The sequence below is a fragment of the Paenibacillus sp. GYB003 genome, assembly GCF_036577625.1.
In the GTDB taxonomy this organism is placed as follows: Bacteria; Bacillota; Bacilli; order Paenibacillales; family NBRC-103111; genus Paenibacillus_AB.
In genome coordinates this window covers 13196-32254 of the sequence record NZ_JARBDC010000088.1, presented here as the reverse complement: position 1 = coordinate 32254, position 19059 = coordinate 13196, and the positions used below count along the sequence as shown (strand labels likewise).

Sequence of the window (19059 nt, the reverse complement as noted above, 5' to 3'; positions counted from 1 at the left end):
TTTGCGTTTGCCGTCACGTTTATGTCGGGCACATCGCGGTTCCGAGCCGCCGCAGCGCGTTATCCGGCTCATGCGACGCGTCCGTTTATTACGCGCGGCGGGCCGTCGAGACGCTACACGTTCCGGGGCCCGAAACGAACCTCGATCGATTGGTCCTGCGCCGACCCCGCCGCTTTCGCCGGCGGTACCCGATGAAAGCTCGGAAACCCGTCCAAGCTTCGCTCCGCCAGCTCCTCCAACGCCGGATCGTTCAAAATCGTCGTCGTCACCTTGACGGCGTCGTCGGATACGATCACTTCCCGGTAGCAGGGCAAGCAAAGGGCCGAAGCGGTTTGCACGCAAGTCCATGCAGCTTTGCGGACGATCGACTGAATGTGATTGTGGCCGTTAAACCAGAAGCACGGCCCCGTCGCCTCGTTCATCAGCTCGGTCAGCGCGGCCGCTTCTTCCACCCGCATCATCGGCCGGTCCGACAACGCCGTAGTGTCGGGAAGCGGATGGTGCGCGAACACGAGCACGGGCTTCCCGTTCGCCTCGGCCAGCTTGCTCCCGAGCAGCTGCAGCCGGGCGCCGTCCAATCGTCCGCCCCAATCGAGCGGCTTGCGGACCTGGCAGCTGTTCAGAAACAGAAGCGTCGTCGATTCGGTTTCCACGGCCCCGAACCCTTCGCTTACGGGCGGCGTGCTCCCCCATTGTTCCGTCTGCCGGCAGTCCGCCTCCAGCAAATCGTGATTGCCGGGAATATGGAGGAACGCGTCCCGGCGGCCGAGCGAATCGATCGTTTCGAAAGCGGCGCGGTATTCCCGCTCCGTACCGTTTTGCGTCAAATCGCCTAACGAAACGTACCGGTCGGCTGCGGGGCCGTCGCCGAAAAATCGTTTCAAATACTCCTTGTAATACGAATCCCCGACCGGATCCGCATGCAGCGCATAATGCAAATCGGTCATCATCCGTATTCGCATCCTTCGTTTCCCCCTAAGCGATTGGCGTTGATAGAAATGTATCATACCGGAAATGAACCGGGCAATCCGACGATTTTCGCATAATCGAACAATATTCGTATGCCGGCCTTATGTCGCGTTCAGAAACTGCTTGCGAAATTCGCGCGGCGTCATGCCTTCGTTCCGTTTGAAAATTTTAATAAAATAGCTCGGGCTTTCGTACCCGGCCCGCCTGCCCGCCTCCGCGACGCTCAGCTGCGGCTCGCGAAGCAAAGCTTCTTTGGCCTTTCGCAGCCGAACGCCGGTTATATATTCGAACGGCCGCATCCCGAGCGCAAGCTGGAACAGGACGCACGCGTACTGGGGAGTTACGGACATTTTGCCCGCCACCTCGTCCAACGTGATCGGCTTGTGGGAGTTGGATTCGATAAAGCGCAGGGCGGGCGCCATTTGGTCGAAATAATGCTGCTTGGAGCGCAAGTCCAGATCGAAGCCGTACCGGTACAGGCCGAGCACGATGTTGTACAAAATGGAGGAGCAGTGCAGGCTTTTGAGCGGGTCGGTCGACTCCGCCGCCGAGATCAGGTCGTACAGCAGCTTCAGCACCGGATCGGGCGAAGCGAGCGTAATGACCCGCGAGCCGGATAACTCGAGCGAACGGAGAAGCGTCTCCGCGGACGTCCCGTTGAACGCCGCCCAGCGCACCTCCCAAGGCTCGATGCGCGCAAAGTATTGGTGCGGCTCGTCCGGATAAAGAAGCATGCCTTGTCCCGCCCCGACCGTATATTCGGTCCCGCCGATTTCCAGGATGCCTTGACCGGACGTGCATTGAATCCATTGGTAGTCGGGATAGCCTTCTTTTCGTTCGATGCGGTACTGGTTTCGCCATCCGCCGACGCACATCAAATAAAGCGGCAGCTTTCGCTCCAGATCGGTAATCGTCATGTACACGTTGCCATGTCGAATGACATCCATTCTTTGCCTCCATAATCTTAATATCGTTACATTTCTTGAAAATGATTAGATTGAAAAACGGCAAATGCACGACCTATACTATTCATATCGTAATATACCGCTTAGCGAGCGCACAATAGCCAAGTCTCCGGAACTATCGGAATGCCAGGCCATTTCAATGAAAAGGAAGATGCTTATGAGGAACAACGCCGTAAGCAGCGCGCTTCTGATCATGCTCGCCGCCTCCGTCGCCGCGGGCTGCGCCAAGTCGGGCGACGGCGGAGGGGGTGACGCGGCGGGGACGTCCGCGGAGCCGGCCAAGCCGCCGGAGCCGGTCACCTTGAAGATGTATCAGATCCAAGCGCTTTGGACCGAGAAAGATGTAAACGATCTCATCATCGAGCCGGTCCAAAAAAAGTACCCGCACATTACGCTGCAGTTCGAAGCGAAGGGCGATGTGGAGAAAGCGTTGACGGCGGGCGAAGCTATCGATTTGATCGCCGTCTGGAACGGGAACATGCCGTACTATAAAAGCTTCGACATTTTCGACAATATTACGCCTTACGCAACGAAGCAGAAATTCGATTTGTCCCGCTTCGATCAAGGCGCGCTCGATTCGATTAAAGCGCTTTCAGACAAAGGCGAGCTGATCGGCCTGCCGAATATGCTGCAGTTTAACGCGCTGTACTACAATAAAGACATTTTCGACCGGTTCGGCGCCCCTTACCCGAAAGACGGCATGACCTGGGAGGATGCGATCGAGCTGGCGAAAAAGGTGACCCGCTCCGACGGCGGAACCGCGTATCTCGGCCTGGATCCGGATTATTTGACCCGCCTCCTGACGCCGATGTCGCTCAACATCGTGGACGGCGTGACGAACAAGTCGAGCGTCAACACCGAGCCGTACAGAAAAGTGTTCGAAATCGGCAAAGCGATCTACGACGTTCCCGGCAACAAGCCGGCCGGCGGAATCATGAAAGGAAGCGCCGCGGACCGGTTTACGAAGGACCGCGTTGCGGCGATGCTTACGACGGTCAACATTTTGGACCGTCTCCGGCAAACGCCCGATCTGAATTGGGACGTCGCGCAATTTCCGAGCTTCAAGGAGCGTCCGAACCAGTACGGCATGTACGATCTTCACGTAATGACGATCAGCAAGACGAGCAAGCATAAGGAAGACGCGATGCGCGTGCTGGAGGTGCTGTTTTCCGACGAAGTGCAGCTGATGAGCTCGAAGAAGGCGGGGAAGCTGCCGGTCATGAAAGATCCGAAGTTCAGCCAAGCCTACCTGCAGGATACGCCGGAGCTTCAAAGCAAGCAAATTCAAAGCATTTTCAAAAGCAAACCGGCGCCGGCCCCGGCTTACTCGATGTACTACAGCAAAGCGAGAGGGATTCTCGTAAACAGCTTCGTCGAGTACGCGAACGGCGCGAAGGACGTCAATACGGCGCTTCGGGAATCGGACGAAGCGATCAACATAATGATCGAAGCGGAACAGAAGCCGAAATAACGGATTAAGCGGTTAAGCGCTTTAGCTGCGGCCTCCCGCAGGAAGCAAGAAGGGGGCCGCAGCCCATTTGACAAGCGGAGGATGACGATGAATCGAAACATCGCAATCGTTGTCATATTGACCATATCGATCTTGCTGCAGGCGTCCGTTCCGACCGCCGGCTCGGAAGGAGCGGGAGCAGCCGCAGGCGCCGGGGCGGGGACGGGGACGGGGACGGTCACCCAGGAGCCGTTGACGAACGTCGTACGGAAAGACTCGATCAATTACGATCGTTTTTTCGGCATAAGCGAAGAAGGGCCCGTCATTCCGGGCTTGCATCAGGACTACATCCCGCAAGGACTCGCCTACTATCCCGCGAAGCATTGGATGCTGATCTCCTATTACCGGAAGGACGGCGGTCCGAGTCTGCTGTCCGCGGTCGATATGGCGGACGGCCGCATGGTAAAGGCGCTGCTTCTGTACAAAACGGCCGACATCCCGTATGCGGAGCATGCGGCCGGCATCGCCGTCAGCGGCCGTCACGGATGGATCGCCTCGGGACGGGGCGTGTACCAGTTCAAGCTCGAGGATTTGGACCGCGCCTCCCATATGGATAAGCTTGTGTTCAGCGACAACATTCGAACGGAAACGTTGGGCGGCTTTCTCTCCATTTCGGACCGAACGCTGTGGGTAGGGGAATTCGCCCGATACGACTTTGCGACGGACCGCTCGCACCATATGGAAAACCGGAACCGGCAAAAGCATTCCGCCTGGGTCGCGGGGTACGATCTGAATGCGGACGACACCCTGGACAAATCCAAAATCGATCCGGCATCGGGCGTCGTCATTCCCGATCGCATTTTGTCCGTCCCGGACGAAATCCAGGGCATGGCGTTCTCGGGAGACCGCATCGTGCTCAGCAAGTCTTACGGCCTATCGAACGACAGCGATCTGCTCGTCTACCGGCTCGGACCGAACGAGGAGCCGCATGCCCGGACGGCCAAATTCGGCGGGCAGCCGGTCCCGATCTGGTTTCTGGACGACGTCAACCTGACGCACGGCGTGATGGCGCCGCCGATGTCGGAAGGGGTGTTCGCGCATGAAGGCAAGCTGTACGTGCTGTTCGAGTCCGGGGCGGCCGATTATTTAAACAGCGATTACCCGATCGATCGCATATACGCGGCCGACATGGCGGAGCTCGTCTCCGGTCCCCCGCTGCCGTCCGTCGCACCGGGAGCTTTGCAAATAACGGAAGTCGTCGTCGAGCCGTCCGACCCCGCCGGCGCGTTCCGTTACGTGGAGCTGTACAACGACAGCGGAAGTCCGGTCGACTTGTCCGGCCACCGCATCTATTATTACTTCGAGCCCAAATACGCGAGCCCGTGGGAGTACGGGGTGGACAAATTTTTGATCCACGGGGCGGACACGATCATCCCGCCGTTCGATACGAAAATCGTATGGATGCGGAACGAACGGACGAAGACCGTTCAAGACTTCAACCGGCATTACGGCACCGATCTGCCGGAGAGCAAGTTCGTCTATACCGACGGCGGCGGGTTCGCCTTTTCCGGCCAACGGTTTTTCGCGATCGTCGGGCCGAAGGGGGACAAAATCCACGACCGGTACACGTTTGTCCGCTACAACGGCGACGCCGGAAACGGCCGGTGCGCGAAAGGCGTCGATTGCGACTTCGTGAAAGGCGAAAGCATGGCGTATTTCGCTCCGGAGACGCTCGACTGGAACAGTCGCGAAATGGAACGGAGGAAGCCGGATTCGCTTCACCGGACGCCGACGCCGGGAGCCGTTCTGCCGGGTCAGGTTCCGGAGGCGCCGGCCGCGCCCGGCGGGCTGAAGGCGCAGCCGTGGGACGGCTCCGCCATGCTGGAGTGGACCCCCGTCGCGTCGCCGTCGCTCGGGTATGCCGTCTACGTGAACGATCGGCCGGTATCCGATTCCGCGGTTACCGTGACGGCGGATACGTATCGATATCGGCTGACGGGACTTGCGAACGGCCAAACGTACAAAATCAACGTAAGCACGGTGCGGAAAGGGTTGCTCCCGGGCCGGACGGTGGAGTCCGTCCGTTCTCCCGATCTGTTCGTCACCCCGCAAGCGGTGGACGGCCTGATCGTCGAAGGGCTGCCGCCGTCGGCCCGGATCGGACAGTCGTACCGCACGACCGTTACGGCCGCGTATAACGGGACGCCCGTATTCCCCGTCGACAGCTCGTATTTGCGGTATACGAGCAGCGACGGCGAAGTGGCGTCCGTATCGCCGGACGGAACCGTTACCGCCGTCGATCGCGGAACGGCGCACATTTCCGCCCGGTTCGAGGGAATTGCCGGAACCGTCCGGTTTCATGTGTCGAACGGCAAAAACGAGCGTTGAGCGGATGGGAAAAAACGGTCGAGCGGCAGGGTGGCGCTCGACCGTTTTTTCCAATTGTAGAAACGATACACGCCCGCACAAAAAACAACCGTCCGGCGATCGTACCGGACGGTTGTTCGACCAATTGACTTGACCGCTTTCCGCTTGCTTACTTCCGCTTGTACTGCGCGTACACGATTTCCCCGGTGTCGAGCTTGCGCAGCTCGTCCTCGGTCCAGCCGGCCAGTTTGTTCGTGCCTTTCACGCCGGTCAGCTTGATTTTGTACTTCGTCTCCAAATATTGGTGCAGCGCCGGCATGTCGGCCTCGGTCAGCTCCTTCAGCTTCTTCTTGCCTTGAATTTGCCCGAGGATGACGCCGATCGATTCGGCGGCCAGCCCCGTGTTCGGCTGAATGCGCGCGCTGCCGTAAGCGATCGCGGACGCTCCGACGTTTTTGCCGGCCATGATGACGTTGGCGTACCGTTTGAGCAGGAAGCTGCGCAGCGGCATGCCGTATTTGTCCGGCCGCCCCATCTCGATGCCCCATTTGTTGAGGCTCGTTCCCTGCAAATCGAGCGGATAGCCCGCGATGCTGACGTTGTCCCAGAACATGCGGGCGCCGAGCATGTCCGACGGCTTCAGCACGTATTCGGTCTCGTAGTGGTTGTATTCGCGTATGTACAAATAGTCCGGGAAGCCGTTCAGCTCGGCTTTCTCCCAGCCGACGATCGATTTGCGGAAATGGTTCAGGATGAGCGGAATTTCTTTTTTCCCGAGCTCCATCGCCTCGGCTACCGACTTCGGGTCGGACGGATCGACGGTGTAGATCAGAAACGCGTTGATCGACACTTCGCCGTCGCGCTGGTTGACCGCGTTCAGTCCGCGCAAAAACACCCGGTCGTTCGTCGGCTTGTACGCGTTCGTCATCCCCGTCAGCCCGATCGCGAAGCTATCGCTCACGTAGCCGCCGCCGTATTTTTTGCTTCGTTCCGCCGCGGACAGCCCGTTGAAATGGGCCGAGAACGTTTTCCAGTCGACGTTTTTGAAATTCATCATCATCCCGGCGCTCATATACTCGATTTTGTCGGGATGCCCGTAAAAAGCTTCCAGGCCGGGCAGACGCGTCACGTTCAGCCTGGAGGCGAACGCCGCGTAGTCGGTATTTTCGACCCAATACGACGCCTCGATCCGTTTGTCCGTGCCGTCCTTCGTCTTGTAGTCGACCGAGGCGACCGTCGCGTCGGAAGAGCCGTTCGCGGGCGGGACCGTCTTGACGGACGTGATCGAAATGCCCGATTCGAGCGGGATGTCGCGGCGCAGCTCGTCGAAGTAGCGGACGTACTCGTCTTTTTTGCGGATTTTCGCCGTTTTGAATCCGTCGAACAGCGTTTTGATCCGGCCCTGCACGAGGGAGCGGCCCTGCTCGTCCTTCGTTTCGTCCAAAAAGAACATCTCGCCTTGTATGAGCTGCCCGCCGACGCGATCCCGCGGGTCGAGAACCTTCACCTTCAAGCCTTCGTCCGCGGCCGCCCGGGCCAAATACATGCCCTCCATCTCGGAGCCGAACAGGACGACGTCCACCTTCTCCGTCGGGATCGCTTTTTCCGCAGGCGGCGCGGGCTTCGCCGTCGCGTCCGGCGTTTTCGTTTGGGCCGGATCGGGATTCGACGTTTGCTCCCGAACCGATCCGTCGTCCTCCGCGGCGGGCTTAACGCCGCCGCCTCCCCAGGCGTATGCCGCCCAGCCGGCCGCCGCTATGACGAGAATAAGGGCGAAGGCGGCGAATGCCGTCTTACGTTTGATGCGCATGCTTGAACTCCTTTCGAAAATGCCGATACTCAGTACAAGTCTATCATTTTTTCGCTTACCCCCACAAACGTTTTTGCCGGAGCGAATGGATTTATCAGTACCGGGAACACTTCGCGAAGGTTCTGGACTTGGAGGCGGCGAGGATGCGGCAGCCCCGTTTACCTGATCAGTAAAACGGACGATCCTGCAGCCGGCATTTAAGTTCAAATGACCGCTTGAAATCGCTTACATAAATAAAAAAACGATTATCGGGGAGAGTTGAGCAGGATGAAAAAAGTGTTTAAAACGACGGTATTGACGACTTTGACGCTGGCTATGCTCGCAGGGGGAGCCGGTACGGCGCTTGCCGACGGCAAAGGAAAAGGCAACGACAAAAACGACGACAAACGCAGCTCGCAAAGCTGGAACAACGGCAACGGGCCGAAGTTTGAAAACAAAGGCGACATCAACATTTTCGTAGGCTTCAGCGATCTGAAAGGCGCGGACGTCGAATGGGCGGTCAAATATATCGCCAGCCTGTCCGGCAAAAACGTGTTCCAAGGGTTCGAGGACGGCACGTTCCGGCCGCGGGAAAAAGTAACCCGCATCCAGGCGATCGTGGCGGCCGTACGGAACATGGGGCTGGAAGCGCAGGCGCAGCAGGAGATGAACGCGCAGCTCAACTTCAAGGACGCGGATAAAATTCCGGATTGGGCGGTAGGGTACGTGTCCGTCGCATTGAAAAACGATCTGTTTATCGAAACGGAAAGCTCGGTGCAGCCGGATAAGCCGGCCGACCGTCTGTGGGCGACGATGCTGCTCGTCAAATCGACGAGACAATACGACGCCGAAGTGAAAGCGAACATGAACGCGACGCTGCCGTTCAAGGACGCGCAGCAAATTCCGGCAGGCGCGGTAGGCTACGTGAAGGTCGCGCTCGATCACAACCTGATCGACGGCTTCGACGACAACACGTTCCGTCCGAACGAGCCGGTAACGCGCGCCCAACTCGCCGCGCTGCTCGATCGCGTCAGCGACCAATTGCCGGGCGAAGAAAATAACGTCGTCAAAGGGAAGGTAACGGCAACCGCCAACAACGGTTATACGCTGACGATATCGACAACAAGCGGCGTTAAAACCGTAGCGCTCGATCAGTCCGTCATGGTTTTCCGCAATGACGGACACTCGGAGCAGCAAGTGGCGCCCAGCGGCATTCAAGTCGGGGATACGGTGCGGATCCGATTGGTTAACAATGTAGGCCGCGTCGTCGAGGCCGTCGGCACTACCCAGAACAACGCGTTCACGTATTCGGGAACGGTATACAGCTTCGAAAAAAATACGGACGGCAAGTTGACGAAAATGAATTTGGCGCTGAACGGCGATACGATCAACATTCGACCGCTTGACGTGAGCGCGAATGTGGTATTCGAAAACCCGAATTCGTCCGTCATTTTCGCCAACGGGTTAAAGGTTGAATTGAGCGGCACCGGTACTACCGTAACCAAAATCAAATACATCTGGAATTAATCGCGAAAGCAAAAAGCCGGGAGGCGAACGGGGTTCCGTTCCGCTTCCCGGCTTTTTCTTATTGAAGCATCGACTCGCTGAAACTAGCGAACCTTTCCACCTCATAATTTATCGCAAAAACGGCCTTTTTCGATAAATAGCGGATGGTCGCCAATCCGGCCGTCGCAGTGATACCCGCAAGGCGAATTACTTCGCCCCGACTTTCTCCAAATCTTGAACGCCGCGGTAAATCGTCTCGAACAGCTCCTCGAGCTGCTCCACCTCGATGCAGGAGAAGGCGACGCGCAAATCGGTAGGTCCGAGCGCGATCGTGCCTACGCCGTATTGGTCGAGCAGGTGGACGCGCAGCGTCTCGGCGTCGACCGTCTTCAGCTTCAGGCACATGAAGTAGCCCGAGTTGAACGGGTAATACGTCCAGGCCGAATCGAATTTGCCGCTGTCGAGCAGCTGCTTCGTCCGGTTGGCGCGGGCTTTCATAATGTGGAACTTCTCCAGCCGCTGCGCCTCGAAATCCGGCGATTGCAGGGCGCGCAGCACGAACGTCTGCGACGGATGCGGTCCGCTCGAGATGGTGGCGCGGATAATGCCGGTCGTCTTCTGCTCCAGCGCGGCGAGCAGCGGCTCGCTCGGCGAAGCGTACGTGATGAAGCCGACGCGGAAGCCCCAGACGAATTCCTCCTTCGTCGCTCCGTCGACTTTGACCGGCAGGATGCGCGGGTGAACGCCGGCGAGCTGGCCGAACAGCGACTCGTGCAGCGAATCTTCGAAGAAGAGGCTGAAGTACGCGTCGTCGGTGACGGCGACGATGTTGATGCCCGCTTCGGCGCCGGCGACGAGCGCGTCGACGATTTCCCGGCCTTCCGCGGCGTCCGGCGTATAGCCGGTCGGGTTGTTCGGGAAGTTCAAAATGACGATCGCTTTGCCTTTATCCTTTTGCGCCAGCACGGCATCGCGCAGTCCGGCCGAATTGAACCGGCCTCTGTCGTCGTACAGCGGGAAATGGACGATTTCCGCGCCGCGGCGGATGCCGAAGCACAGTTCGTAATTTTCCCAGTTTTTGTCCGGGAAAACGACAGGGTCCCCTTCGTCCGCGAACAAGTCGGCGACGATGCTGAGACCGTGGGTGAGCGCGTTCGTGACGATCGGATTGCTGTATGTTTTCCCTTGCATCGAAGGGTTTTCGGCGAGCATTTTGTCGCGCCACGCTTTGCGCAGAGCCGGCTTGCCTTCCGGCGGCGCATACGGGTAAATGTCGTTCGGGTCGTACGCCGCAAGCGTATCCTGAATCGCCCTCAAATACATCGGCTTGCCTTGCTCCAGCGCGGTGCCGATGGTGGCGTTGAACGTTTTCGCTTTCGCCTTCGCTTCGGCGGATTGGCTCAAAATGCCTTCCTTCGGAAAGTAAATCGCTTGGCCCAGCTTGGACAGCATCGAGAAGACGTGACGATTTTCCTGTTCGATGGTCGCATTCAGTTGCTTCACCAGTTCGTTCACTTTTGGTCCATCCTTCCAAACCGTGTTATGTTTCGCAGGTCGCCTTATTATACCATTTCGGCAAAGGCGAGTCACCCGTCGAATTCACGTTGTCGCCGCATCCGATGCATCCGTCCGCAAGCGCCGGGCCGGCGCGCCGAAGCCGGCTTATCCGTTCGCTTGCTTGCTCAGCACGAGCTCCAGCCGGACGGTGACGTTATTTTCCGCTTCGAGCACGACGGTATGCGGATTTTTCATGCCGAAATCGCCGAACGTCACGACGGTCGTCCCCGATAGCTTCAATTGTCCTTGCTCGTAGAGCGCGTTGGACTCGAAAGTAACTTCCTTGTCGATACCCTTCACGTTCAGCTTGCCTTTCATTTTGAACGGAACGGCCGCGCCTTCCTTCCATTCCTTCGGCAGCCCTTCGAACGACGAAACCTGGAACGTCGCTTTCGGAAAAGCGTCCGCCTGCAAATAATCTTTTCCTTTTATATGGCCGTCCCGTTGGCCGTTGCCGGAGCTGATCGAGGCGATCGGGACCTCTCCTTGCCCTTTCGATTGGGCCGGGTCGGCGGCGTTCAAGTCCCATTGTCCGGCAACTTGATCCGAAACAAAGTTGACCGTTTCTTTCGAGGTCGTGACGGAAAAGTACGCTTTCGACGATGCCGCCACCTTCCACGTACCGTTCAAGCTTTGCGCGGATACGGCGGCCGCGCCGCCGGACGAGGCTTGTCCCGACGAAGCTTGTCCGCCGGCCGGGATGACCCGCTCGATTTCCACATGGTTGCCCGCATAATAGTCGTACGCCGCATAGCCGCCCGCGAGTAGAACAAAAGCCAATCCCGATGCGAACAGTACGGTCTTTTTCGGTTTTCTCTGTTTATTTCCCATTATCGATTCCCTCCATCGCCTTAGGTTTGGTTTCGTGCCATTCCAAGTGTACCAATTCAATATGTCGGGAATAAGTCGACACGCCGGAAAGCGTCCCGATTGACGAAAGCCGGACAAGCTGTTGTACAATAATCTTGATCGGGAAAGGAAGAGACGAGTGCGAACGATTCTTCTGGTGGAAGACGAAGAAGCGATTGCTCGCGTATTGGCCGCGTATTTGAAGCGGGCCGGCTTCGCGGTCGAGCGGGCCGCGGACGGGGAAGAGGCGATGCGGCTGTTCGACGCCGCCGCGCCGGAGCTTGTGCTGCTCGACGTCATGATGCCGGTCGTCGACGGCTGGGAGGTGCTGCGGCGCATTCGCGAGAAAAGCAGCTGTCCGATCATTATGCTGACGGCGAAAGGGGACATTCACGATATGCTGGACGGGCTCAATCGGGGGGCCGACGATTATATGGCCAAACCGTTCGTGCCCGAGGAAGTGGTCGCGCGCGTGAACGCGGTGCTGCGCCGGCCGGTTCGCTGGCTCGAAGGGCGGGAGGTGCGGATGTTCGGCAGCCTCTCCGTCGATTTCGCCGCGCGCCGCGTCTGCCTGAACGGAGCGGAGCTGCCGCTCAGCCCGCGCGATATGTCCGTGCTGCTTTTTCTGGCCGAATATCCGAACCGGACGTTTACGCGCGAGCAGCTGATCGAGCAAATATGGGGCATCGATTACGACGGAAGCGACCGGGCCGTCGATTTGTCGATCAAACGATTGCGGCAAGCACTTTCCCACTGGCCGACCGCCGAAGGGGAAATTCGCACGCTGCGGGGAACGGGGTATCAATTTTGGGTAGGCGAATGAAATCGACTTCGATCTTGTCGTACTGGACGTTCCGCTACGTGTTGATCCTGTGCGTCGGCCTGCTGCTGGTCGCTTCCGTCGCGGTCGTCTGGGTGCGCCAGGCGACGATGGACAACCGGATGCAGATGACCGGACTTTTGGCCCAGGAAATCGCCGACCGGGTGGCGAGCGACGGAAACGCTCCGGTCCTTCCGCCTTATTTGGACGACTTGATCGAGAAGCGGAAACGGTTTTTCAAATTGAGCGAGGAATTGTGCGTGACGATTTCCGCCGCCGACGGGAGAATGCTGTACGTCGACCGCACCCTTTCCCCGCAGGAGGCAAGGGAACGGCTGAGCGACGATTTGTCGGAATCGGCGGACCCGGATTTCGTAACCGTTTCGGCTAACGTCGTCGATAAGTCGGGAACGGTGATCGGACACGTGACGCTCATTCAATCGAAAAAGGCGCTGACTTACATTCCGAACGAGTACCGGCTGCTGTCGGTATTGTTGATCGGTCTCGCCTTGCTCGGCTGGCTGACGATCTATTTGCTGTCCCGCAAGCTGTCGCGGCCGATCCGGCAGGTCGCCGAAGCGGCCCGGCAGGTGAGCCGGGGCTCGTACGACGTCCGGCTGGAGGAAGGCTGGCGCGAGCGGGAAATCGGCGAGCTGGTCGCCTCGTTCAAGGACATGTCGAGCCGGTTGAAGCAGCTGGAGGAATGGCGGACGCTCATGCTCGCGGGCGTCACGCACGAGCTGAAAACGCCGGTAACGTCGGTCAAAGGCCTCGTGCACGCGGTACGGGAAGGCGTCGTCGCGGACAAGGAGGCGGACGAGTTTCTCGATATCGCGATCCAGGAAACCGACCGGCTGCAAACGATGGTCTCCGATCTGCTCGACTATAACGCGCTCGCCGCCGGGTTCGTCCAGGTGCGGCGGGACCGGCTGAACGCGGTCGCTCTCGTATCGGAAATCGTTCATCAATGGAACATGCTGCAGGAGGAAGGGGAGCCCGAGGCGCGGCTGGAGGCGAATCTACCGGAGCTTGTCGTCGTCGGCGACGCGCTGCGCATTCAGCAAATCGTCGTCAATTTGCTGAACAACTCGAAGCAGGCGCGGACGGACGAACGGCCGCTCCGCATCACGGTCGCGCTGCGCGAGGAAGCCGGATACGCCGAAATCGCCGTAATCGACAACGGCCACGGCATTGACGAGCGGGATCGGCGTTTCGTGTTCGAGCGGTTTTTTCGCGGGGAAACGAAACGGCAGCGGTATCGCGGTCTCGGTCTCGGGCTGACGTTCAGCCGGATGCTGGCGCAGGCCCAAAACGGCGATCTGCTGCTGCTGCACAGCTCGGACGCAGGCAGCGCATTCGCGCTCCGTTTGCCGACGTACGAGGCGTCCGGCGCAAATCGGCAACGCAATCGCTTCGAAGGGGATTCATCGCAGGCGGGCGAACGCCATAAGGATGTATAGAACGGTTCGAATGCGTCAATACAAACATACAAGACGATTGCGCGGAAAGCAAAGACCGATTTTCTTTTTGCACCGGATTCGGTTACAATAAATGAACGTTGTATCATTATGATGCCGCCGCGGGCAAGGGAAGCATGTCCGACGAAACGAGGCGGAAAGGGGGACGTATGAATCCGAAATTGAGAGCGGCCGGAGTCATGATTCGCGATTTTGGCGAGGGCGATCCCCGGCAAGGAACGGAACGCCAAGTGCTCGTGCAGTGCGACGACGACGAATCGTTTTACCGCTTCGCCGGCGGCACGGTCGAGTACGGGGAAACGGCGGCGGAAGCGATCGTGCGGGAATTTATGGAGGAATACGACCTGGAAGTGGTCGTCGGCCCCCTGCTCGTCGTCAACGAGCATTTTTTTCAATATTACGGCAAAGAGCATCATCAGGTGACGCTCATTCATCGGTGCGAGCTGAAGGTGACGAACGACATTCCCGAGCCGCTGTGGCACAAGGAGCATACGTCGGTCAAGCTCGTCTGGCGGACGCTGTCGCAGCTGCGCCGCAAGCCGGTATACCCGGAAGGAATATATCCGCTTCTGGAGCAGGATACTCCGGCGACGGCGCATTTGATCACGGGCCGGGGACATAAATAAGCGGCGGCGCGGCGCTCCGGACGGGGCGGCGCGAGCCGGATTCGGCCCAAGCCGGGCCCGGCCTCGAACGGATGCTCTTTCCGTCAGACGAACATATAGTATACGGCCTTGAATAAAAAGAAAAAGACGAACAGGCACCCTGCGGCGATGAGCGGGGTCATCGTGACGAACAAAATGTTGGAAGCGCCCGCTTCGCCTTTCAGCGTACCCTTGAACATCAGCTTCATGACATAAAACGCGACGGCGGCGACGGCGAGAACGATCAGCTTGGCGGCAAAAGGCGTCATGGTATGCGTTCCTCCTTCCTCGTATGCGTTCATTATACAACAAATTTGTAAAGTTTATCCATACATTGCGAATACAAATTTACCGCGCTTCGACATCTTATGCGGGCTGCCGCAGGTTTTGTGTAAACGTTTTCACCTCTTGTATCGCAGAAGGAGAACGGCAATGGGCAAATTCAGACCGAATTCCAGACTGTTTTATCAGTACATCGGATCTTATATCGTCATGCTGATGCTCCCGGTGCTGGTGATCGGATTCGTAGCCTATAGCTACTTCATCAAGCTGATGAAGGACGAAGTGATCCGGAGCAATTTGACCGTTCTTTCCCAAGTCAAAGATACGATCGATACGAAAATGAACGAGCTCGGCAACATCGCCGTCCATATCGCCGCGAATCCGCAGCTTTCGCCGTACACCGCGACGAAAAACGCGTTCAACGAAATGAACGCGAGCGCCGAGCTGCGCAACTACGCGAGCGCCAACTCGTTCATTCACGATATGCTGCTGTATTTCCGCGGGAGGAGCTATTTGTACTCGCCCTACAGCGTATATGCCGCGCAAACGTATCCCGATAAAATTTTCCGTTACGAAAGCTGGAGCTCGGCCGATTTTTACCGCGACATCAACAAGCTGGAAACGCCGCTGCTCCGACCGGCGGAAATCGTATCGGCGCCCAATCCGGAACCGTTTATAACGTATATCGTGCCGATCCCGTATCGCGAAACGTCCCCTTACGGCACGGTGCTGTTTCAAATTCGGGCGAAAACGATCAACGATATGATCGTGACGACGTTCGGCGATTACGGCGGCAACGCGATCATCCTGAACGAGCGGGACGAGCCGATCACGTCGCTTGCCCCCGTTTCGTCCCCGTCGCTCGGAAGGTTGCTCGATACGGTCCGAGCGCAGGGAGAAAGCGGGTCGGGAACGGTTCTGTTCGACGGGGAGGAATATTTCGCCGGGTACGTGAAATCGGCTGCGACCGGCTGGACGTATATATCGCTCGTCAACAAAAGCACGGTCATGAAAAGCGTGGAGCTCGTCAAAACGAGGACGGCCTACAGCCTAATCCTTGTTCTGCTCCTCGGAACCGCCGCCATCTTCGGCGTCATGTCGCTGAACTATTCGCCGATCCGCAGGCTGAAGCAGCTCGCGGAAAGCATGCTGGACCGGGCGCCGCGCCATGCGGACGAGCTGGAGTCGATCCGTTCCGCTTTCCGCTACATGTCGGAAAGCAACGACGAACTGCATCGCAAGCTCGACAGCAGCAAGCCGGCGCTGAAATCGTATTTGATGTCGGGACTGCTCAAAGGGCAGTTTTCCGATATCCGGTCGTTCAACGACAAAGGGGAAGCGGCCGACCTTCGGTTTACGAAGCGTCTGTTCCGGGTCGCCATTTTCGCATTCTCGAGAAAAGACGACTTGCGCGGCTCGACCGGCGCTTCGGTCGTGGAGGACATCGAGCGGCTGCTCGCCGTCGGGCACGCAAGCCCGGAAACGGGCGCCCGGCAGACGCCTTCGCGGTTCGAGGGCTACGGGCTGGACAGCCTGGACGGCAGCAAGCTCGTCTTCATTATCGGAGTCGACAATGCCGACGAGCGCGCGCTCGGCGAGAAGCTGGCGCATCTTCGCCTTCATGTGGCCCGGACGAGGGGGCTGAACGCCACGATCGGCGTGGGCAACCCGTACGCCGGAGCGGACGAGATCGGCAAATCGTACATCGAGGCGACCGGCGCGGTCGATTACCGGCTTATCAAAGGTCACGGCGAAATTATATTTTTCGGCGAAGCCGTCGCCCGCGCGGACGTTCCGCAGAGCGGCTATCCGTCGGGCGACCGGAACCGGCTGAAGCTGTACATGGTCCAGGGCGATACGGAGCAAATCGAGACGCAGCTGGACGCGATCATCGCCACGATCAAAGGCGACGGCGTCCCGCTCTTTACGGCCAAATGCATCTGCTTCGATCTGATCAACGTCATTTTCTCGATTATGTACGACATGAACATACGGCCGGACGACCGGCACAAGCGGTACCCGGACGTGCTGTCGTTGACGGAGTTCGAGACGGTCGACGAATTGGTCGAGCTGGTCCGGACGATCAGCGCCGACATTTGTTCGATTGTTCGCGGGCAGAAGGAAAGCGCGAATTTCCGGCTGCGGGATCAAATCGTCGATTACATTGAGCGTCATTACGCATCCTCTCAGTTTTCCGTGCAGGCGCTGGCGGACGACTTGAGCATGTCCCCATCGTATTTGAGCCGCTACTTCAAAGATCAGACCGGCCAGACGATTATGCAGTACGTCAATTCCGTGCGCATGGAAAAAGCGAAGCGGCTGCTGCTGGAAGGAACGGACAGCATGCAGCACGTCGTAGGCCAAATCGGCTTCGGCAGCGTTCCCGGCTTTATTCGCAAATTCAAGGAAATCGAAGGCATGACGCCGGGGGAATTCCGTTCCCTTCACCAAAAAAACGTCTGACCGACGCCCGCGTCCCCGTTGCCGATCGGCGCTGCCGCAGCGGCTCCCGCGCCTTTTGCGGCGCGATGTAAAAAACGGCAAATCGGGTCAAAAACCGTCAGCGCCCGATGTAAGTTCCGGTGAACGGACCGCATAAATCGGTTATTTACGCATCCCCTTTTTTGCATTAAGGTGTTGCTCGAAAGGGGGGACGCCATTCCCGTTCGACTGCCCGTGCGGGCGAGAACGGTCATCCGATGAAGCGGCATCCGGCGGATGAAGCGGTTTCGCGGCAGCCGATCGTTCAACATCCAGCAGTCGGGGAGGATAACGGTTCATGAAAAAAATCGTAGCGGTTGCGGCTCTCGTTTGGCTTGCCGGCTGCAAAGCCGAACCGGGCGCGCATCCGGACGGCGGCGGCAAGGAAGCGGACACGTTCCGCCCGACCGGCCTGCCTGTCGTCGACAAGCCCATTTCGTTGCGGATTCCGATGGTCAAGCAGCCTTACTTCAACGATCTCGATAAAATGGCGACCGTCAGGCAGCTGGAGGAACGTACGAACATCCGCATCGATTGGAATCCGATACCGGTAGAGGGGTTCAAAGACCGAATCAATCTGATGCTGGCCGGCGGCGAGCTGCCCGACGCGTTTTTTGTCGGACTCAGCTCCCAGGACGTCATCAAGTACGGCTCGCAGGGCACGCTCATTCCGCTCGAAGGGCTGATCGAACGTTATGCGCCGAACATCAGCCGCATTCTCGCCGAGCATCCGCAGGTTCGAAGAACGGCTACGGCGCCGGACGGACATATTTATTCGCTGCCGTGGTTCAAGGAACAACAATTTTTCGAATACCGCAACACGTATCTCATTAACCGGACATGGCTCGATGCGCTGCAGCTGAAGATGCCGGAGACGACGGAAGATTTTTACCGGGTATTGAAAGCGTTTAAGGAGAACGATCCGAACGGGAACGGACTGCCGGACGAAATTCCGTCCACGTTCCGCTACAACGCGACGACGAACGGCTACTACGAATTGTTCGGCGCATTCGGCGTCATCGATGCGGTCACCAATTTGTACGTCAAGGACGGCAAGGTGAAATTCGAAGCGACCGAACCGCGGTATAAGGAAGCGATCCGGTATTTGCACCGGTTGTACGGCGAAGGGCTGATCGACCGGGAGACGTTTACGCAGGACACGAAGCAGCTTCTGTCCAAGACGAAAAACGACGTGCCGATCGTCGGCGTGCTGGCTTCGTTTAACGGCACGTTCGAGCTGGATTTGGAAAGGCTGAAGCATTACGAGCCGATGCCGCCGCTCCGGGGGCCGAACGGCGACCGGGTGTGGAGAAGGCAGGACAACCGGATCATCCCGAACTTTTTCTCGATTACTTCCGCGAACAAGCATCCGGAAGCGACGATCCGTCTCGTGGACGAGATGAACGAGCCGAAGTCGGTGCTGCAGTTTCAGCAGGGGCCGTTCGGGACTCATCTGAAGGAGCGGGACGACGGCAAAATCGAAGTGCTGTATCCGCCGCCGGGGACCGATCTCGTCTATTGGATCGGCAGCGTGACGCCGTCGACGGCGCTTCCGCTGATGATTTCCAAGGAATGGATGGACAAGGTGATTCCCCATGAAACCGACCAGTTGCGGGAAAGGTTTTACCAAGTCTACAAGCCGTATATCGCCAAGGAAGAAGAGACGTATCCGAGCTTGTACCTGACTCCCGAGCAGAACAAACGGGTCAGCATCCTCGGTGCGGATATCAACAAGTTCGTCCGGCAGATGGAGGCGAAATGGATCGTCCAAGGCGGAGTCGAGGAAGAATGGGACGATTACGTGGCCGAGTTGAACCGGATGGGGCTTGCGGAGCTGATGAAAATTCGGCAGGAGTCTTACGATCGATTTTACGGAAATTAGGTTGGTTCCGCCAACAATAT

Annotated in this window: 14 protein-coding genes; 8 read left to right on the top strand and 6 right to left on the bottom strand. The window is 58.2% G+C overall.

Translation table 11 applies throughout. The features are described from left to right. Nucleotides 1-113 precede the first annotated feature (113 nt). The gene (locus PV407_RS27810) at nt 114-962 is read right to left on the bottom strand and encodes a metallophosphoesterase family protein (RefSeq protein WP_332093264.1); all 849 of its coding nucleotides are present in this window, start codon (nt 960-962) and stop codon (nt 114-116) included. A gap of 108 nt (nt 963-1070) precedes the next feature. Continuing rightward, nucleotides 1071-1916, bottom strand: a complete 846-nt coding sequence (locus tag PV407_RS27805; protein WP_332093263.1) for an AraC family transcriptional regulator — start codon at nt 1914-1916, stop codon at nt 1071-1073. Between the two features lie 175 nt (nt 1917-2091). Between PV407_RS27805 and PV407_RS27800 the strand changes: the two genes are divergently transcribed. Both PV407_RS27800 and PV407_RS27795 read left to right on the top strand, forming a co-directional pair. After that, the gene (locus PV407_RS27800; RefSeq protein WP_332093262.1) at nt 2092-3405 is read left to right on the top strand and encodes an ABC transporter substrate-binding protein; all 1314 of its coding nucleotides are present in this window, start codon (nt 2092-2094) and stop codon (nt 3403-3405) included. 87 nt (nt 3406-3492) lie between these two features. After that, nucleotides 3493-5772, top strand: a complete 2280-nt coding sequence (locus tag PV407_RS27795; RefSeq protein ID WP_332093261.1) for a lamin tail domain-containing protein — start codon at nt 3493-3495, stop codon at nt 5770-5772. A gap of 148 nt (nt 5773-5920) precedes the next feature. Here the strand turns inward: PV407_RS27795 and PV407_RS27790 are convergent, their stop codons facing one another. Next, nucleotides 5921-7561: an FAD-dependent oxidoreductase gene (locus PV407_RS27790; RefSeq protein ID WP_332093260.1), complete on the bottom strand. Its 1641-nt coding sequence runs from the start codon at nt 7559-7561 to the stop codon at nt 5921-5923. 267 nt (nt 7562-7828) lie between these two features. Here PV407_RS27790 and PV407_RS27785 point away from each other — a divergent pair, with 267 nt between their 5' ends. After that, on the top strand, nt 7829-9067 hold the full coding sequence (locus tag PV407_RS27785; RefSeq protein WP_332093259.1) for an S-layer homology domain-containing protein: 1239 nt from the start codon (nt 7829-7831) through the stop codon (nt 9065-9067). Between the two features lie 186 nt (nt 9068-9253). Here the strand turns inward: PV407_RS27785 and PV407_RS27780 are convergent, their stop codons facing one another. Beyond that, a complete protein-coding gene (locus PV407_RS27780; RefSeq protein ID WP_332093258.1) occupies nt 9254-10561 on the bottom strand; it encodes an aminotransferase class I/II-fold pyridoxal phosphate-dependent enzyme in 1308 nt (435 codons plus the stop codon). A gap of 147 nt (nt 10562-10708) precedes the next feature. Next, the gene (locus PV407_RS27775; RefSeq protein ID WP_332093257.1) at nt 10709-11434 is read right to left on the bottom strand and encodes a YceI family protein; all 726 of its coding nucleotides are present in this window, start codon (nt 11432-11434) and stop codon (nt 10709-10711) included. A 157-nt stretch (nt 11435-11591) separates the two neighbouring features. Between PV407_RS27775 and PV407_RS27770 the strand changes: the two genes are divergently transcribed. The 3 genes from PV407_RS27770 to PV407_RS27760 all read left to right on the top strand — a co-directional run bounded on the left by PV407_RS27770 (nt 11592) and on the right by PV407_RS27760 (nt 14376). Next, nucleotides 11592-12275 carry a response regulator transcription factor gene (locus PV407_RS27770; protein WP_332093256.1) on the top strand — a complete coding sequence of 228 codons (684 nt, stop codon included), beginning with the start codon at nt 11592-11594 and terminating at the stop codon, nt 12273-12275. Continuing rightward, entirely contained in the window at nt 12272-13732 is a 1461-nt protein-coding gene (locus tag PV407_RS27765; protein WP_332093255.1) for a HAMP domain-containing sensor histidine kinase, read from the top strand. Before PV407_RS27770 ends, PV407_RS27765 begins: the two co-directional genes overlap by 4 nt. 167 nt (nt 13733-13899) lie before the next feature. After that, on the top strand, nt 13900-14376 hold the full coding sequence (locus PV407_RS27760; protein ID WP_442951719.1) for an NUDIX hydrolase: 477 nt from the start codon (nt 13900-13902) through the stop codon (nt 14374-14376). Nucleotides 14377-14459: 83 nt separating this feature from the next. On the opposite strand, the gene PV407_RS27755 is transcribed toward PV407_RS27760, so the two are convergent. Further along, a complete protein-coding gene (locus PV407_RS27755) occupies nt 14460-14663 on the bottom strand; it encodes a hypothetical protein (protein ID WP_332093254.1) in 204 nt (67 codons plus the stop codon). Nucleotides 14664-14826: 163 nt separating this feature from the next. Between PV407_RS27755 and PV407_RS27750 the strand changes: the two genes are divergently transcribed. After that, a complete protein-coding gene (locus PV407_RS27750; protein WP_332093253.1) occupies nt 14827-17139 on the top strand; it encodes a helix-turn-helix domain-containing protein in 2313 nt (770 codons plus the stop codon). 316 nt (nt 17140-17455) lie between these two features. Then, nucleotides 17456-19039: an extracellular solute-binding protein gene (locus tag PV407_RS27745; protein WP_332093252.1), complete on the top strand. Its 1584-nt coding sequence runs from the start codon at nt 17456-17458 to the stop codon at nt 19037-19039. Nucleotides 19040-19059: the final 20 nt, after the last annotated feature.